The sequence below is a fragment of the Parendozoicomonas sp. 209JJ7-1 genome (assembly GCF_058147085.1).
The window spans coordinates 63,103-79,608 of record NZ_JBYVJU010000010.1; the positions used below are offsets into that span (position 1 = coordinate 63,103).

Below are 16,506 nucleotides of genomic sequence, written 5' to 3' on the forward strand. Positions count from 1 at the left end.
AACCCGCTCAGTGTACTTACGTGCAGATCACAGAAAGCAAGTGCTGTCACCTGTTAAAGCCTGTAGGTATTCAACTGACTCTAAGGCACAATAGTAGGATAACATTACCTTATAATTTTGTTTTAAAACGAGTCTTTTGTGTTAACACAGCGCTTACAGAACCTGCGCATACCAGGACTATCCCGCCTGAGTATTGGCCGGCAAATCCCGTTATTTGTGGGAGGCATTCTGCTGGCCAGTCTTATACTTTCAGGTATGATCGCCAGCAGCGAGATAGACAGAATCTTCCGGGAACAGGCCGATAGCCTGGGGAGTACACTCGCCGCCCAGACAGCCAACTCCGCCCGGGACCTTCTTGTGACAGGGGATCGCCTGAGCCTGAATATTCTTCTCGGACAGCTGACCCGCTCTGAACATATCGTGCGAGCCACAGTATTCAGCATTGATAACAAGCGTATCGCCGGTACAGAAACTTCTGATTACGGGACTGACCGTCAATACGCCCTGTTTACCGCCCCCATTGATTATCAGAATGTGATTGCCGGCCAGTTACGTCTTGAAATGGATATGGAATCCTTTGGCAACCCTTATCGAAAAGCATTGCTTATGTTTCTCGGGCTTACTTCTCTGCTAACGGTTACCGGCACCGTACTGGCCTGGAACTACGCCGCCCGGAAACAGCACATTCTCTCCCGCTCATTACGCCAGCTTCAGGTTCTCAGTGATAATCATATTTCCAACCCCGGAAACAGCACTGACGAAATTGAGCAGATAGCCTCCCAACTGGAATACCTCATTACCCAGGGCAGCCAGCGCCATCAATTTACACCTTCACCAGTGAAAAGTGAAAAACCGGAAACAAAAGAAAATACCCTGATTCTGGCTATGCGTTTCAGCAACCTGGCCAGACTCAGGCAGTGTCTTGCCCATCCGGTGCTGATTGAATTACTGGGGCAGCGACTGCCCCTGGTTAATGATGCTGTACAGTTATACGGTGGAGAGCTGGAATACTCAGCGGAAGGTAATGCCTATATCCGTTTTCTTCGCCCAACCGATTCCGCAGAAGATATTTTCCAGGCTGTTTGCTGTGCCCGGCTGCTACAGCGCCTTATCTCTATCCAGCATGAAGGTGATCCGGTCACTTTAACTGTTGAGCTTGGTATCAGCACACTGTCAACAGAAATCCCTGGAGAGAGTCATCCCTCACTCTCCGATTCTGCCACCAGCCAGGCACTAATGCTGGCGAATCTTGGGCAGGGACAACTATTGCTGGACGGGAAATATACAGATGAAGAACAACAGCTCATCAAAGTTCGTTTGAATCCAACAGAATTTGGAGATGATATTCAGGAAGTGGGTGAACTGCCCGAGCAGTTTCAGTTACTCCTGGATCGTCAGGCTGAACAGATTCACCAGAAGCGGGAAATTACTCCAGAAGAAGAATAAAACGCAGAAATGAGGCCTTACAGCCTCATTTCTATCCCTTTTTCAGCCAGATATTTTTTTGCTTCGGGAACGGAATACTCCCCAAAGTGGAAAATAGACGCAGCCAGTACAGCGTCGGCTTTTCCTTCCACAACACCATCAACCAGATGATCCAGATTACCCACACCACCTGAGGCAATGACCGGAATCACAACAGCCTCGGAGATGGCTCGGGTCACCCCCAGGTCATAACCGTTTTTTACGCCATCCTGATCCATACTGGTGAGCAGAATTTCTCCGGCACCCAGCTCTTCCATCTTCTTTGCCCACTCAACGGCATCAAGGCCGGTTGGCTTGCGACCGCCGTGGGTAAAGATTTCCCAGCGGTTTTCTTCGCCGGGCTGACTGACCTTTTTGGCATCAATGGCAACAACAATGCACTGGGAACCAAACTTCTCAGCGGCTTCACGCACAAACTCAGGGTTAAAGACCGCAGCGGTATTAATACTGACTTTATCTGCCCCTGCATTCAGCATGGTGCGAATATCATCAATGGTGCGAATACCCCCGCCCACGGTCAGGGGAATAAATACTTCACTGGCAATGGCTTCGACCGTATGAACAGTGGTTGCCCGGTCATCACTGCTGGCTGTGATATCCAGAAAGGTGATCTCATCAGCACCTTGTTCATCGTAACGGCGGGCAACCTCTACCGGGTCACCCGCGTCACGAATATCAACAAACTGGACGCCTTTCACCACACGACCGTTATCCACATCAAGGCAGGGAATAATTCTTTTTGCGAGACCCATAGATAACCTCTTTAACTCTCAATTTTATCCAGAGCTCTGCGAACTCAGGGCTGCCAGCGAAGGAAGTTACCCAGCAGCTTTAAGCCACAGGCAGCGCTTTTTTCCGGATGAAACTGCACGGCAAACAGGTTATCCCGGGTAATTGCCGCATCCAGTTCAACACCATACTGACAGGTGGCGGCCACCAGCACTCTTTCTGTGCTGCGGGCGTAATAGCTGTGAACAAAATAGAAACGACTGTCGTTCTCAATACCGTCCCAAAGAGGGTGGGAGGAGAGCTGCACCTTGTTCCAGCCCATATGGGGAACCTTTAGATGTTCGCCATTCTCCTGGAGATCACGACCAAAGTAGCGAACATTCCCCGGCATAAGACCAATACAATCCACGCCGCTATTCTCTTCACTGTGTTCCAGCAGCACCTGCATGCCAACACAGATACCCAGCAGTGGCCTGGTCTGAACAACGTCTTTAACCAGCTCATCCACACCCAGCCGACGAATTTCGGCCATACAGTCCCGAATCGCTCCCACACCCGGCAGAACAACCCGGTCGGCTTTGCGAATCTCGCTGGCATCGGAGGTCACCAGAACCTTCATATTATTGGGGGCCACATGCTCCAGGGCTTTGGCCGCCGAGTGAAGATTGCCCATACCGTAATCAATTACCGCAACGGTTTGCATGCTTTATATTCCGATAGATAAAACAGTCAGCTGTCTGTGGTTAGAAGCCTGAAGCCTCAAAGCGTTCCTTTCGTGGATGGCATCTGACCGGCCATACGGGGGTCTTCAGCCAGCGCCATACGTAACGCACGACCGAACGCCTTAAATACGGTTTCTATCTGGTGATGGGTGTTCTTGCCCCGCAGATTATCAATATGCAGGGTGACCTTGGCGTGATTCACAAAGCCCTGGAAGAACTCCTGGAACAGATCCACATCAAACCCACCCACGGAAGCCCGGGTGTAATCTACATTAAATTCCAGACCGGGACGACCTGAGAAATCAATCACAACCCGGGACAAGGCTTCATCCAGGGGAACATAGGCATGACCGTAGCGGTAGATGCCTTTTTTATCCCCCACAGCCTTATCAAAGGCCTGCCCCAGGGTAATGCCGATATCTTCCACTGTATGGTGATCATCAATATGACGGTCACCGTCAGCTTTGATATTGAGGTCAATCAACCCATGCCGGGCGATCTGATCCATCATATGCTCAAGGAAAGGGACGCCAGTATCAAAGGCTGCCTGCCCGGAACCATCAAGATTTACTTCAGCCTCAATCCTGGTTTCCAAGGTGTTGCGTTGGACATTTGCCTTGCGGTCAGCCATGGTGCTCTTCCGGTTGGTTCTGTTCAAAATTCTGTTTTTAAGTCTGCTTGTAAGAATGCCAGCCCTGTCATCAGACTCATTTCTATGATTATTCTGGCTGAAATTATATTGCTACAGAGCCCTGTTTCCCAGAGCCGTATTTAAGATTGTATACCTTGCCATTCCCTGCCCGGGCTTTAATATGGCGCCAGTTGTATCTGTAGACAGAGGTTCCGATGCCCGTTCTGATAGAACATGTAACCCAGCCATCCCCCCAGGATCGCATAGACCTGGAAAAAATCTATAGTGACGCCCCACAATGGCTGCGCCCTGAAAACAGTAACCATAACTGGCTTATCGGGTTCTCAGAACAGCCGGGCTACGCCCTCTATGGTGCCCGTTTTAATGACCGGTTGATTGCTGCAATCATTATTAAAATCGAATCCCCGTGGCTGCTGGAGTGGCTGTCCGTTCGCACTATCACCCGCAACCGGGGCGTAGGCAAACGGGTACTTTCTGAACTTAAGCGGCTGGCGGAGGAAGCTGGAACAACATTAAAAGTACAAACACCTGAAAATGGTGAATCTCTGCCAGTGTGGATGACGGCTGAGTAGCCTTTACTTCGAAAAGAATATTTTCAAAAACATCTGACAAAAAGCCCCATTCTTGCAAAGCCCTGCCGATAACTTAGTCTGAAAAGTGTCGGCAACGGAATAATCAAGAATGAAAGGACGCAGATTCCCACTGCCCGCGCTGTTGGCACTCAGTGTCGCAGCTGCCCTTGGCAGCGGTGCCTTTGCGCCTTCTTCCCACTCAGAAATACCTGTGCCCTCCACACATGCCTCAAGCTGGGAGTGCACAGCCGCTGTTCACCAGGACTGGCGCTGCAGCTCAAAGCCCGGCAAGCCCTACGGGGAAAAACTTGAGCAGATTCGCGGCAAAAGAGACACTTTAAGGGGCAGCTTCGCCAACCTGATGCTGCAGGCCTTGAAGCAACAAGTCCAGACCAGCCAGGCAATTGCAGAGAATACTCCCACTCCATCAGAAACTTCAAAAGGCTCCTCCACTTCTTCAGAAGCCGAAGCCATAGCTGATGAAGTAATAGCAGATATAGAAGCCTCAAAAAATAAGCCAGCCCGCTCAATGGCAGACAAAGACTGGATCGCCCGCTTGAGCGCAAGGACGTCTTGGCCAGAAGATCAGGATATGCTTCCCAAGAGAGAGCCGGAAATCCGAACAGAGCTGACCAGCAGAGCAGTGACCGAAGAAGAAGTTGGACGCTCTGTGCTGCTATCAGACTGGCTGAAACGGGCCCGCAGGCGGGCATCCTGGGCTGCGCAGGATATAGAATCCGAAACGGCCCATAAGCCAGAGCTTCCGGGAGTGGAAAAGATAGAAAAGCCTGTTGAGCCAGCCAAACCCAGGCTCTATGCCGATGACTGGATTGAACAGGCGGAGCGTCGGACAACCTGGAAAACACAAAACATTGAGCTTGAGCACAGGCAGTCCGGGACTCCGATTTCTACCCCCACTCCAGACGAACAAATTATTGCTGAGGCGGAACCTGCTCCTGCAGATGAGCAGGCTGATAGCCCTCAAATGGCTCTGGTAGACAGTATTTCCCTTGCGAATACAGGAAAGTATAACGTCGTCCCCGGGCCAGATAATGCTCTTTCACTGGAGGAATTGGACGACACACCTGAGTCAGCTTCCCAGACACAGCAGAGAGAGCTTCGCCCAGTACAACCTCAGGTTCGCAGCCTGAGACAAAGTCTGCTTGCCCACCAGGCATCAACAGAGGTGGCAACACCATCCGAACATATTCCCGGCATTGCTCCTCCCCGCAGCGTAATGTCTGCCCAAAGGCAAATGCCCGCCTACAAACTGGAGCTGGGACAACGGCAACTGCCTGAAGCACAGATGCAGTCACTGGCAACTCCCAGCCAACAACAAATCTCTGCGCAACCCTTGCTGCCCGATCTTGAAGTCACTCCCTCTGAGCGACTTTCCAGAGCTTACCCGCAGCACCGTTACATGCCCCACAAACCGATGCCCTGGCAGGAACACGCCTCACCGGAACAGTGGCGCCATGCGCCATCCGGCACAGCTATTCCTGATCGCCGTTTCGCCGACTCCAGACCCGCCACGCCTTTTGTAACCCCCGATAATATTGATTTGCCAGTGTATGCACCGGACAATGGCGTACTGGCTGAAAATGAGAGCCTGCCGCCTTCTCCCCAGACCGAAGCAGCTCAGCTTCCTTTTAATCGCAGTTGGTCTTTAAATGGTCAGGTGGTCAGGGGCGACGCACCAGAAGTGCGAGACCCTGTTCCGGAGAAGGTTCTTGATGACAGACCCATTATTCCAAAGTGGCCAGAACCAAAATACAAAGCCAGAGACCGTCTGGCCCCAAAGCTACCCGCTTACGCAGGTAAACCTTTATGGCCGGGTGCCAACGACCTACGCCGTAACAGCCGGAAAATAGATATAAACCAGTCCCGTCGGCAAAGAAGTTCTTTGCGGGAATATCGTCGTCCACCACCAATTTCCCCCAAGGATATTTATAAGCTCGCATCTCAGGAGCCAACGTCAGCCGGAGGCAGTACCCAGAATTCAGGCAAACTGTTCCCAAGCAGGCAGCACAAAACGCAACCGGAAGGCCCCAGCTCTATCGACAGATTCAGAGAGAGAATCAGCGAACCCGCAGCCTCTCTGGATGCTCCACCAGCAGCTCTACAGCTTGAAACAAGACAGCCTGAAACAAGACGGCCTGAGCCGAGCTATCGGAAAGGTACTCCTTCCCGTGCTGTTCCTCAGCCTTTACCAAGAAGTACTCAAGGCTGGCAGCAGGCCAGCTTAACGCCCACTGTACCAGGTAACCTGTCAGTTCAGTCCCCTTCACAACTGACAATGAAAGAACTGCTGTCCGCTCCACAAAAAAGTATGACTGTGCAATGGCTGGCAACAACCCAGCCAGCACGTATTTTCCACCTTCAACAGCGTTACCCTCTGTTGCAAGAGGCTACAATTGTCCGGTTTATCAGCAAGGGAAAAACCTGGCATATTCTGCTCACCGGCATTTATCCCAATATTGCATCCGCCATGGCTATGCTCCGCACCCATGAGTACAGAACCATGGCTAAACGTTTGAATCCCTGGACACGTCCGATTGCAGGTTTGAAAAAACTTAATCTGGTAAGAACTGATGAACATGCAGTTAGCCAGGATAATTCACAATTATCCCGCAGTTCATCTGCCCAAAAGAAATTGCCTCAGGGTCAATACACAATCCAATGGCTGGAAGCCGGCTCTCCTGCGCCATTGAGGGATATTCGCAAACGTTACCCACAGCTGGAAACCAGCGAAATTGTTATGGTGAACCGGCGTAACGCCATTAAATATGTTTTGATCCAGGGGCGTTACGCCAATCACCGCAGCGTGTCCACTATATTAGAGTCACCAAGACTGGCTAACCTGGCTCAGCAACTGCAGGCAAAGCCCCGTCCCATGGCCAGCCTGCGGCATAATACCAGGATTATTAACAAGCCTGTCTTTACCCGTGTGAGTGTTCCTATGGATCACAACACCAGCCGTATACTTCAGGCTCCGGAAGGGACATTTACTATCCAGTGGCTGGCGGCCCATCGCCCGGGCATGCTGGAGAAACTGCAGGCCCGTTACCCAAGCCTCCAGGAAGCGGAAACCATACATTTTCGCCGTAATGAGAAAGACTGGTATGTGCTGATTCAAGGCCAGTACCCCAGCCATCATGCAGCAGTGAAAGCCCTTCAACACCCACAGCTGCAAAATCTGGCCAGCAAACTCAAGCCGTGGACACGTTCCGTCTCAGGTCTGCGCAGAGCCGCAGGTTCCTGACCTTGCACATGAAAACTAGAAGTTATATTTCACAGAGAAGATTGCCGCATCCTGATAAGTAGCATTTCCCAGCTTGTAATAGGCATAACGGTACTGAATGCCAGCGGTAATCTCCGGCAATGGCATCCACCAGAGACCAACTGCGCCATTTATACCATCCTTCATTTTTCCCCCGGTATCGGCCAGAGTTTTAAAGCCTTTCTGGGGGACAGGCTTACAGCTTCCGCCATCCATCACACACTGGTTTCCATCTTTCGGTTGTCCTGTAGCAAGGTTGGCTTTATACCCTTTGTGCCTGTCCAACTCCATTTCGTGCCAGTTAGTGATTAGAAAATTCTGCTCACCAGTTTTGAAGCCATACCCCAGACTCCAGCCAGCCATATAACCGTTAGAGCCGCTGTAGCCACCGGAGCTTAAGTCATGAAAGCCGATAAAAGGCTTCCACCACAGGGGGCCACAAACCAAATTGTAACCAAAGCCATATACACGATTCTGCTCGTGAAACCCTGGGGTTGCGAAGTTGTATACATGCAAATAAAGGTTAAAGCCGCTGTCCTTCTCACCAAGGTAGTAACGGAAATTCCCTTTTAGCGCAGAACGTCGTCGCTCACTTCCGTTTTTCTCATGGGCTGAATTTTGGGGGTTTTCCAGGTCGAAGAAACCATAAAGTTCACCCCAGTCAAAGCCTGCACCACCTTCCAACTCCAGATAGAAGAAGTCTTTCTTACCCTTATGAGTGCGGTTCTCTGTTCCCTTGGACCAGTCCAGCCAGTTAATGCTGACATCCTTGAATCCCCACCGATATTCCGCTTGAACAGAGAGTGCCAAAAACAGAGAAGCAAACAGCAACCCAAGCTGAACAAAAAAACTTCTTATCCGCATTATCCTCAACATACCAGTTCTCCCTGAAAACAGGTGATCGGAAGTTATTGAAGAGCTATTGAAGAGATTGAAGATTAGGTGCATTTCGGAAAATCGCAAAAAAGCCACATATCTTCTTCGCAACAGCGAACCTTCCACCTATCATGTGCTGATAACAAACCTGGGCTAATCAATCATTTAACAGCCCCTGACACTTAAATAGAGGGAATTTGCTATGAAAGGTGCACTCAAGTGGCTCCTTATCATTGTCTGTACGGTTGTCGTGCTGGGCGTTGCCGCCATTATTATTTTACCCATGGTCATAAACCCGAATAATTACCGGGACACCATCTCAGATCTCGTCCATAAAGAAACCGGCATGACCCTTGCCATTAACGGAGATATCGGCTGGTCGGTATTTCCCTGGCTTGGACTCAGCCTGAATGATCTGGCCATTGACGACACCCGTCACAAACCCCTTGGCACCCTCAAGCATGCGGCTGTAAAAGTAGAACTTATACCTCTGCTCAGTAAAAAGCTGGATATATCCACCCTGGAACTGAGCGGTCTTCACCTGAATATGGTTGTGGACAAGCAGGGCAACCCTAACTGGCTGCCCGCCAAACCTGCGTCATCTGCAGAAGAAAACGCGCCACAGGCTAAAGCCAAAACAACTGCATCAGCGGGCACGAAGGAAGCATCTTCACCGGCTATTTCCGACCTGAGCATTTCCGGTATCGCCATTACCAATATTTCTGTGACCTACAAAGATGTGCCTGCCGATATGCAATTAAGCGTGCGTAACGCCAGGCTGGAAACAGGAGCCATCAGCAAAGGCCAGCCCTTCCATTTGAATGCGTCTTTTGATGTAGAGAATAAAAAACCTGCAACCAAGGCCAAAGTCAGCCTTAGCGGACTGATTACTCCAGAGCAGGAGCAACTTTCCTACAAAGCGGAAAACCTGCAGCTTGAAGTGACACCTCTGGGTGCAGACAGCCCCGCCATACTGGCCCTTACCGGCAATGTCAGTGGTGAAGGCAGCAATATAAAAGGCAATGTTAAGATACAGCCGGTTGACCTTGCCCTGCTGATGCAACAGCTGAAAATGCCACTTCCTGCTTTAACCGGCGGCGACAAGGTTCTACGCAAAGTTTCCATTGGTACAGACTTTGCCAAAGGCGACAATGACCTCGCATTGAACAAAATGACCGCCACGGTTGATGACTTCAACCTGAAAGGTGACCTTGCCATCACCAACCTGAAAGCCAAGGCTATTCTCTTCAAACTGACAGGTAGCGATCTGGTTGTTGATCAGTACCTTCCGGTTGCAGAACAGGGTTCTGCAAATACAGCATCCGAAGCAACTCCGGAAAAGCCCTCAACATCAACCTCAACACCTTCGTCTCAGACTGATCCTGTTATCATCCCTGTTAAAGTGATTCAGCAGCTGAATATCAAAGGCAGAGCCCAGCTGGCTTCCCTGACCGCCAGCGGCCTTGTTTTTGAAAAACCGACTCTGGAAGTTATCGCAACCAACGGTAATGCCAGAATCACCAAGTTAAACGCGGGCTTTTACAAAGGCGTAATTGATGCTTCTGTCGGTATTGATACCAGCGGCTCCCTTGCCAAAAAGCCGATGATCTCTGCCCGGGCAGATGTGAAATCCATTGATATTGAGGCACTGGCTGAACAGCTTGCTGAACTGAAAGCTATTGTTGGCGAGGCCAATGCCAACCTCCGTGTACTCGGCCATGGCCTGACCCGTGGCCAGCTTACTCACAGTCTGAATGGCGAAATTGAATTCAATATTGCCGACGGTGCCCTGCTGGGTACCAACTTCAACGAAATGGTATGTGAGCTTATTGCCAAAGTTCGTAAAAAGAACCTCACCAAAACCGACTGGCAGAACAAAACCGTATTCCGCACCCTCAGTGGTACAGTGAAAATTGTCGATGGCATTGCCCGCAACCAGAACCTGACTGCAGATCTGGATAATCTCAACTTGAAAGGTGATGGCTTTGTTAACCTGCCCAACCAGACAATAGATTATCACCTTGGCCTGACCATCACCGGTGACACAGCAGAAGCCAGTGACCCGGCCTGCCAGATTAACAAGAAATATGCCGATATCACCTGGCCTTTGCGTTGCAAGGGCAAGCTGGGAGACAGCGGGCTGTGCGGCATTGATGAACAGCGCCTTGGTGACACTATCGCCCGTATCGCGGAGAAAGAGATCACCAATAAACTGCAGAAGAAACTGGAAGACAAACTGGGAGACTGGTTTAAATAAACCAAAACTTTGACTATCTAAAGTCAGGTCGTGACATGTTCTATAAACGACATATCACGACTCACTTTTCCTCTAAATCTGCTCAGCTATCGAAGGGCAATAGCCATGATTGCTGAGTCCTTATAATTTATCTTTGCCCCCTGGGTTTCTGGCTCCCACTTGGACCCTGGGGTTAGAGTAGTCTTCACTTGCACTGATTTGCTCCCTCAAAGCCTTTATTGTGGGTTGTCGATTTGCCGGATTCAGTGACAAACCTTTTTTAATAACTGTATCAAACAGGTGTACCGCCTTGTATCCATCTTTGGCTAGCCGCAAATCAGCCCTTACTGCATGTCTCCCTTTTTTACTTTCAATCAGGCTTTCTTTTCTTCCCCTGACAGTCACTTTCCATTTCTGACACATTGTGTCCATATTGTTATCAAGCATGGCCTCTGTAACACCGGCCAAACCAAAAATATCCGGAGAGGGGGAGCCGGGAGCATAACTGCGGTCCGCCATTTCAGGAGCTGTCGTCTCCATAAAAATAATATTTTTATGGTTCGCAGCTGTTCGTATCTTCGGGCCATCCACATAGCCAAAGTCACAAAGCACTGGCTGACGCCCCCTGCTCCAGAGAACATTATCTACCCGAACATCGTTATGCTGATAGCCTTTATCGTGCATATATTCCAAAGCACTTCCAAGTTTATCTGCAATATCCAGAATAACCGGGAAGGTAAAATAACTGACCGGAGTCTTCGGAGAAGCTCCATACAAAAGGCAATAAAGATTGTCAGAGTAACAACGCATAACAAAAGCAGGCATGCCATCCAGACGAATCTCACCGGATAGTCTAATAATATTCGGGTGCCTGAGCGCCTTGAGTGCCTGTATTTCATTTTTCAACAAAGTATTGCCAATCTCAGGACAGACTGATTGCTTAATAACCCATCGATACGGCTTTTCACCAACTTTGCTGCGCACTTTCTTAAGACAAGCAAAATCACTGTCTGTAAATATCAGGGCAGCTTCGGCTTTCAGACGAATAGCCGTCAGATCATGATTGCTAAGTGGTGCGACAGGACCACTTTCAGCTCTCTCCCGGACTTTTTCTTCGTTAACGGACACAACTTTTTTCTTGTTTGCTGTCACGTCTTCTTTCACAGGGTTAAGTTGTAGGAGTCGAACAACTGTCTCCCTTACAGGCCTGCCCGGATTAGCAGCCGGCCTTATCCGGGCTGGCAGCTGTGGTAACGATAAACCTGCGGCATCCGCACTATTGTGGGCTGCGACGACACGCTCTTTACCATGGCCTGCTTTCAAACGTGCATCTGTTCTAAGTTGTCCTGGTATGGCCTCAGTCCGCAGATATTGTCTTCTTCCAAATGCATCTGGTTTACTCCAATCACCACTTAACATCGCAAACAGCCTTTGTTGTTACCTGATTATTATTGATAGCCATTCGACTCTAAAAACAGCTCCTGGTAACTAACAGGCTGGTCAGGCGGGTTGTAATGTCTGTCAGCGATGCGGACAATTCCTTCCTGATAATTTTGATATGTCCGTATACATCCATGCCTGATACAGCTTCTATCCAACACGCCATTCTCGACTGGTACGACCGGCATGGCCGCAAACATCTGCCCTGGCAGGAAAACATTACCCCTTACCGGGTCTGGCTCAGTGAAGTGATGCTGCAGCAAACCACTGTGGCTGCAGTGATTCCCTACTTTGAAAAGTTCACTGAGCGCTTTCCTGCCGTTGCCGACCTTGCCGCCGCAGATGTGGATGATGTAATGCACCTCTGGAGCGGTCTGGGATACTACAGCCGGGCCAGAAATCTTCATAAAGCCGCTCAAATGGTTGTGAATAAGTTTGGTGGCAGCTTTCCTGATAATCTTGAAGATCTACAGAAATTGCCCGGAGTAGGCCGCTCAACAGCCGGTGCTATCGCCAGTATCAGCATGGGAATTCGAGCGCCGATTCTTGATGGCAATGTAAAACGTGTACTCGCCCGGCTTCATGCTGTTCCCGGCTGGCCGGGTAAGTCCTCCGTCGCCAACGAGCTGTGGGAGCTGGCTGAGAAATACACACCATCACAGAGGCTACCTGCCTGGACCCAGGCCATGATGGATATGGGAGCCACCCTCTGCACCCGCAGCAAGCCAGCCTGTGAACAGTGCCCCCTGGAACAATGGTGCGAAGCCCATGCACAGGGGAGAGAAACCAGCTTTCCCCATCCAAAGCCCAAAAAAGTCCTGCCCGAGCGCAAGACCCGCATGCTGATGCTGGTAAACCAGTATGGCGAGATTCTTCTAGAGAAACGCCCGCCTACAGGAATCTGGGGAGGATTATGGAGCTTTCCGGAACTGAATAGCTCTGATGAAAATGTTGAAACCGCCGCGCAAGAGCTCACAGGCTACATACCCGAAACGATGGAAGAATGGGACTCCTTCCGGCATACCTTCAGCCATTACCATCTGGATATTTTCCCGGTAAAAGCCTTTACCGATTCAGCTCCCCAGTGCATTGCAGAAAGCCGCTGGCACTGGCAGCCACTGGAAACCACTGCAAACCTGGGACTGGCGGCTCCGGTTAAAAAGCTTATAGCCCGTCTGAAGAAGAGCCTTTAATGGTGCACCGAGCTGCGGATTCGGACCTGTAACACAGGTAAATTTTTCCCCTGCAGAGGCGATATAGTCTGGTAACAGGTGTAAGCATTAAGCAGGAACTGTATGAAGCAGGCTGCTCAGGGATGGGGGCTTCTGGAAGCGTTGGTTGCTTTAGCTGTACTCGGCATACTGGCCGGTGCAGTTGTGAGCTACTTTCAGGGCAATAAAGAGCGGGGTTACCTCTCGGAAATACTGAATGAGATGGCTTTCGCAAAACATGAAGTGAAAAGTCATTACTCGCTGACAGGTAGCCTCCCCGTGGAAATCCGGGGCTTAAGCTCTACAAAAAATGTTTCCTTTGATAATGGCACAGTCATCGAACAACGGCGTTTTTACCGTATGCCGGGACCAGGAGACGAACCAGGATATGCCTTCTACGCCATTGGAGTATCAAAAAAGGTTCTGAACAATAACAACGTCCATCACCGAATGCTGACCCTCGGCTGGGCCATTGATAATGAGGAGCTGGTATTTCACTGCGGAAGCCTCAACGCCAACATTCGTTACGATGGCACTAAACCGGCTAAGTGTGACGAAACAGATATTCAGACCACCCTCAGCAATTATTAGAACCTGTTGAGGTTTTATGATCGGCTTTCATTAAAAACTACCTTCTGCACCTGCAAGAGCTATATTTCACGACTAACCAACCAGGCCGATATTCTACAGGTGTTCTATGAGCACAAATGTTCTTCCAAAAGCTGCTCTTATAGTGTTACTCCCCTTCTCATTGACACTTATGTTTCCGCCGTTTTTATTTTCATCCATGCCGGAGAATAAGGCAGAAATTACCACAGAGGTTTACCTTGGGAATTTCACCGATGGGAAAATAAACACAGGTTTCTTATGGGGAGCAGAAACAAGGGAAAATACCACCCATCCTGTTTTCCCTGATCCTTACATGCCTCTGACACAGATACCAAAAGGGCAGTATGAATTTGTAGGGAGTTTCAATGGTGCTCCTGACTATGTACGAGCCGCCGTTTTTATCTGGGTAAACAACCACAATTATATAATGGATATCTGGGCCAACAGCGTAACGGAGCAAATGATGGTGAGCCTTGTTCCGGGCAACAACCCATCGACCCTTAAAGGGCTTGCCTATATAAATTACTCCCAGTGTACAGATGGCCCGATCACCACAGCCCCGGCTAATTGCTGCACGAGGTCTGAAACAGGCACAGGAAGCACACTGCGCACAACCTACAAGTGCTACTGGCCAATTGAGCTCTATGCCCGTTAACCACTTTGCCCAAAGCTCCAACTCACTCCCGCAACCGATCAATACAGGTTACTATTGCCGGGATAATTCACGGAGTTAAAACATGGCCCGGAAAGTTCTCTGCGTAAAACTTGGTGTCGAAGCCGATGGCCTGACCGTTCCCCCAATGCCCGGGGCAAAAGGTCAGTGGGTTTACGAAAACATCTCCCAGGAAGCCTGGAATATGTGGCAGGAACACCAGACCCGCCTGATTAACGAGAAGCATCTCAGCCTGATCGACAAAGATGCACGCAAGTACCTGAGCGAGCAGATGGACAAGTTCCTGAAGGGCGATGACTACGATCAGGCTGAAGGCTACGTACCAGAAACCAAATAACCTGCTGATTTACAGGGGAAAACGAAACATTCTTCCCAATTCAGGCTATGATGCTGCAAATCTCGTGTGCGGGTGTTGACTCTGCAAAACGAAAACAGTTTAATACGCTCGCACTTATCGCAGAGCCTGGGTAGCTCAGTTGGTAGAGCAGCGGATTGAAAATCCGCGTGTCGGCAGTTCGATTCTGTCCCTAGGCACCATTTCTCCTCTCCCTGCGATAAAACAGCCTAAGCCTGGGTAGCTCAGTTGGTAGAGCAGCGGATTGAAAATCCGCGTGTCGGCAGTTCGATTCTGTCCCTAGGCACCATATTCAGCCCTGAGCGGCTCAAGAAAGTAAGGCCCCGAAGCATTTTTGCTCCGGGGCCTTTTTCGTTGTGATGTGAGGCAGTGAAAATGGACACCACTTTAAGCTAACTTTACCAGCTCGTACTTCTCTGGACTGTGATAGTCCAAAGAACTGTGCCGACGTACGCGATTATAATCGACTTCAATGTATTCAAACACAGCCTGTCGTATTTGTTCACGATTCATCATCGGTTCATAAAACACGGCTTCTGCCTTTAATGAATGAAAGAAGCTTTCCACGCAGGCATTGTCCCAACAGTTGCCCTTGCGGCTCATGCTTTGTAACAGGCTATGTTGTTTCAGCAAACTCTTGAATGCGTCAGAGCACTACTGGCTGCTACGGTCACTGTGGAAGATAACGCCTTCCGGGAATTTGCGCCGCTAGAGCGCCATATTCAAGGCATTACAGACAAGGGTGGTGGGTGCCCGGCTCGCGGCTCGGCTCGAACCTGGTGATCGCATGGGGTGCCACGATCGTGAAACCCTTGATCGTGCTGACTACGCTGGCTATTGCTGTCAAACTGATCCTTGTATAATCAGCCAAAGCAATAATCCAGGCTGGATTCAAGCAATAAGGGCCGCCGGAAGCCCCGGTGATGAAATCGTTGCCCTGACGGTTTCATCAAGCGAACCACTGACATAACACTGGAGGATGCTATGACAGAACAACAAGCCACATTCAAAGCGATGAGCGAGTCAACCGCTGAAGAATGGCAAGTGATCGGCGAACATATGATGGGCCTCGCCGCAGAACTACCCCAGCGCATTATTGCGCATTTACAGCTACTGGACGGCGACTATGGCGGTTTTACCGTCGACCGCCTCACTCATTGCCTGCAGTCTGCAACCCGCGCCCATCGTGACGGCCGTGATGAGGAATACGTGGTTTGTGCCTTGTTGCACGATATCGGCGATACTCTGGGCCCCGCCAACCATGCCGACGTGGCCGCCGTCATCCTGGAGCCTTATGTATCCGAAGAAAACCATTGGATCGTCAAACACCACGGCATTTTCCAGGGCTATTATTTCTTCCAGCACCTCGGGTTAAACCGCGACGTCCGGGATGAATTCAAGGACCATTCCTACTACCGGGCCTGCGAGGAATTTTGTCATAAATACGACCAGAATTGCTTTGATCCGGATTACGACAGTGAGCCCCTGGCATTTTTCATTCCCATGGTTGAGCGTGTTTTTGCCAAACCGAAAAAGTCGCTGTACCTGAGTGAGTGATATCTCCCGCCCATTTCTGGTTAGGTGCTGTGGCTGAGAAATCCGCCTGAGCAAATTTGGTGAAACCGGCAAAGAATGTTTGCTACTCCGTAGTGGTTAAGCTGTCTAT

General features: G+C 50.1%; 14 protein-coding genes, 2 tRNA genes and 1 pseudogene. 11 read left to right on the forward strand and 6 right to left on the reverse strand.

What is annotated here, in order from left to right; all coding sequences use genetic code 11:
• Nucleotides 1-138 precede the first annotated feature (138 nt).
• Nucleotides 139-1,446 (forward strand): hypothetical protein, encoded by a 1,308-nt coding sequence (locus ACY2RQ_RS11435; RefSeq protein WP_490113107.1) that lies wholly within the window; start codon nt 139-141, stop codon nt 1,444-1,446.
• A gap of 17 nt (nt 1,447-1,463) precedes the next feature.
• Here ACY2RQ_RS11435 and hisF read toward each other — a convergent pair whose 3' ends face one another.
• From hisF to hisB, 3 genes are read right to left on the reverse strand one after another with little or no spacing between them, the layout of a single operon-like run.
• Nucleotides 1,464-2,237, reverse strand: coding sequence for an imidazole glycerol phosphate synthase subunit HisF (gene hisF, locus ACY2RQ_RS11440; RefSeq protein ID WP_490113108.1), 774 nt, complete (start codon nt 2,235-2,237; stop codon nt 1,464-1,466).
• Nucleotides 2,238-2,281: 44 nt separating this feature from the next.
• Nucleotides 2,282-2,917, reverse strand: coding sequence for an imidazole glycerol phosphate synthase subunit HisH (hisH, locus tag ACY2RQ_RS11445; RefSeq protein ID WP_490113109.1), 636 nt, complete (start codon nt 2,915-2,917; stop codon nt 2,282-2,284).
• A gap of 56 nt (nt 2,918-2,973) precedes the next feature.
• A complete protein-coding gene (gene hisB / locus ACY2RQ_RS11450) occupies nt 2,974-3,567 on the reverse strand; it encodes an imidazoleglycerol-phosphate dehydratase HisB (RefSeq protein ID WP_490113110.1) in 594 nt (197 codons plus the stop codon).
• A gap of 215 nt (nt 3,568-3,782) precedes the next feature.
• On the opposite strand from hisB, the gene ACY2RQ_RS11455 reads away from it, so the two are divergent.
• Entirely contained in the window at nt 3,783-4,160 is a 378-nt protein-coding gene (locus ACY2RQ_RS11455) for an acetyl-CoA sensor PanZ family protein (protein ID WP_490113111.1), read from the forward strand.
• A 109-nt stretch (nt 4,161-4,269) separates the two neighbouring features.
• Nucleotides 4,270-7,422: an SPOR domain-containing protein gene (locus ACY2RQ_RS11460; protein ID WP_490113112.1), complete on the forward strand. Its 3,153-nt coding sequence runs from the start codon at nt 4,270-4,272 to the stop codon at nt 7,420-7,422.
• 15 nt (nt 7,423-7,437) lie between these two features.
• Here ACY2RQ_RS11460 and ACY2RQ_RS11465 read toward each other — a convergent pair whose 3' ends face one another.
• Nucleotides 7,438-8,316: an outer membrane protein OmpK gene (locus ACY2RQ_RS11465; RefSeq protein ID WP_490113113.1), complete on the reverse strand. Its 879-nt coding sequence runs from the start codon at nt 8,314-8,316 to the stop codon at nt 7,438-7,440.
• Nucleotides 8,317-8,518: 202 nt separating this feature from the next.
• Between ACY2RQ_RS11465 and ACY2RQ_RS11470 the strand changes: the two genes are divergently transcribed.
• Entirely contained in the window at nt 8,519-10,573 is a 2,055-nt protein-coding gene (locus tag ACY2RQ_RS11470) for an AsmA family protein (protein ID WP_490113114.1), read from the forward strand.
• 120 nt (nt 10,574-10,693) lie between these two features.
• Here ACY2RQ_RS11470 and ACY2RQ_RS11475 read toward each other — a convergent pair whose 3' ends face one another.
• A complete protein-coding gene (locus tag ACY2RQ_RS11475; RefSeq protein WP_490113115.1) occupies nt 10,694-11,875 on the reverse strand; it encodes a protein kinase domain-containing protein in 1,182 nt (393 codons plus the stop codon).
• A gap of 251 nt (nt 11,876-12,126) precedes the next feature.
• On the opposite strand from ACY2RQ_RS11475, the gene mutY reads away from it, so the two are divergent.
• The 6 genes from mutY to ACY2RQ_RS11505 all read left to right on the forward strand — a co-directional run bounded on the left by mutY (nt 12,127) and on the right by ACY2RQ_RS11505 (nt 15,129).
• Nucleotides 12,127-13,185 (forward strand): A/G-specific adenine glycosylase, encoded by a 1,059-nt coding sequence (gene mutY, locus ACY2RQ_RS11480; RefSeq protein ID WP_490113116.1) that lies wholly within the window; start codon nt 12,127-12,129, stop codon nt 13,183-13,185.
• Between the two features lie 102 nt (nt 13,186-13,287).
• Complete coding sequence (locus tag ACY2RQ_RS11485) at nt 13,288-13,794, forward strand: hypothetical protein (protein WP_490113117.1); 507 nt, start codon at nt 13,288-13,290, stop codon at nt 13,792-13,794.
• 106 nt (nt 13,795-13,900) lie between these two features.
• Nucleotides 13,901-14,467, forward strand: a complete 567-nt coding sequence (locus ACY2RQ_RS11490; protein WP_490113118.1) for a hypothetical protein — start codon at nt 13,901-13,903, stop codon at nt 14,465-14,467.
• A gap of 82 nt (nt 14,468-14,549) precedes the next feature.
• On the forward strand, nt 14,550-14,822 hold the full coding sequence (locus ACY2RQ_RS11495; RefSeq protein ID WP_490113119.1) for an oxidative damage protection protein: 273 nt from the start codon (nt 14,550-14,552) through the stop codon (nt 14,820-14,822).
• 124 nt (nt 14,823-14,946) lie between these two features.
• Nucleotides 14,947-15,022 (forward strand) — tRNA-Phe (locus ACY2RQ_RS11500).
• Nucleotides 15,023-15,053: 31 nt separating this feature from the next.
• Nucleotides 15,054-15,129 (forward strand) — tRNA-Phe (locus ACY2RQ_RS11505).
• Nucleotides 15,130-15,227: 98 nt separating this feature from the next.
• Here ACY2RQ_RS11505 and ACY2RQ_RS11510 read toward each other — a convergent pair.
• Nucleotides 15,228-15,599, reverse strand: a pseudogene (locus ACY2RQ_RS11510) (IS3 family transposase); the annotation flags it as partial.
• Between the two features lie 225 nt (nt 15,600-15,824).
• Here ACY2RQ_RS11510 and ACY2RQ_RS11515 point away from each other — a divergent pair.
• Complete coding sequence (locus tag ACY2RQ_RS11515; RefSeq protein WP_490113120.1) at nt 15,825-16,397, forward strand: HD domain-containing protein; 573 nt, start codon at nt 15,825-15,827, stop codon at nt 16,395-16,397.
• Nucleotides 16,398-16,506 lie beyond the last annotated feature (109 nt).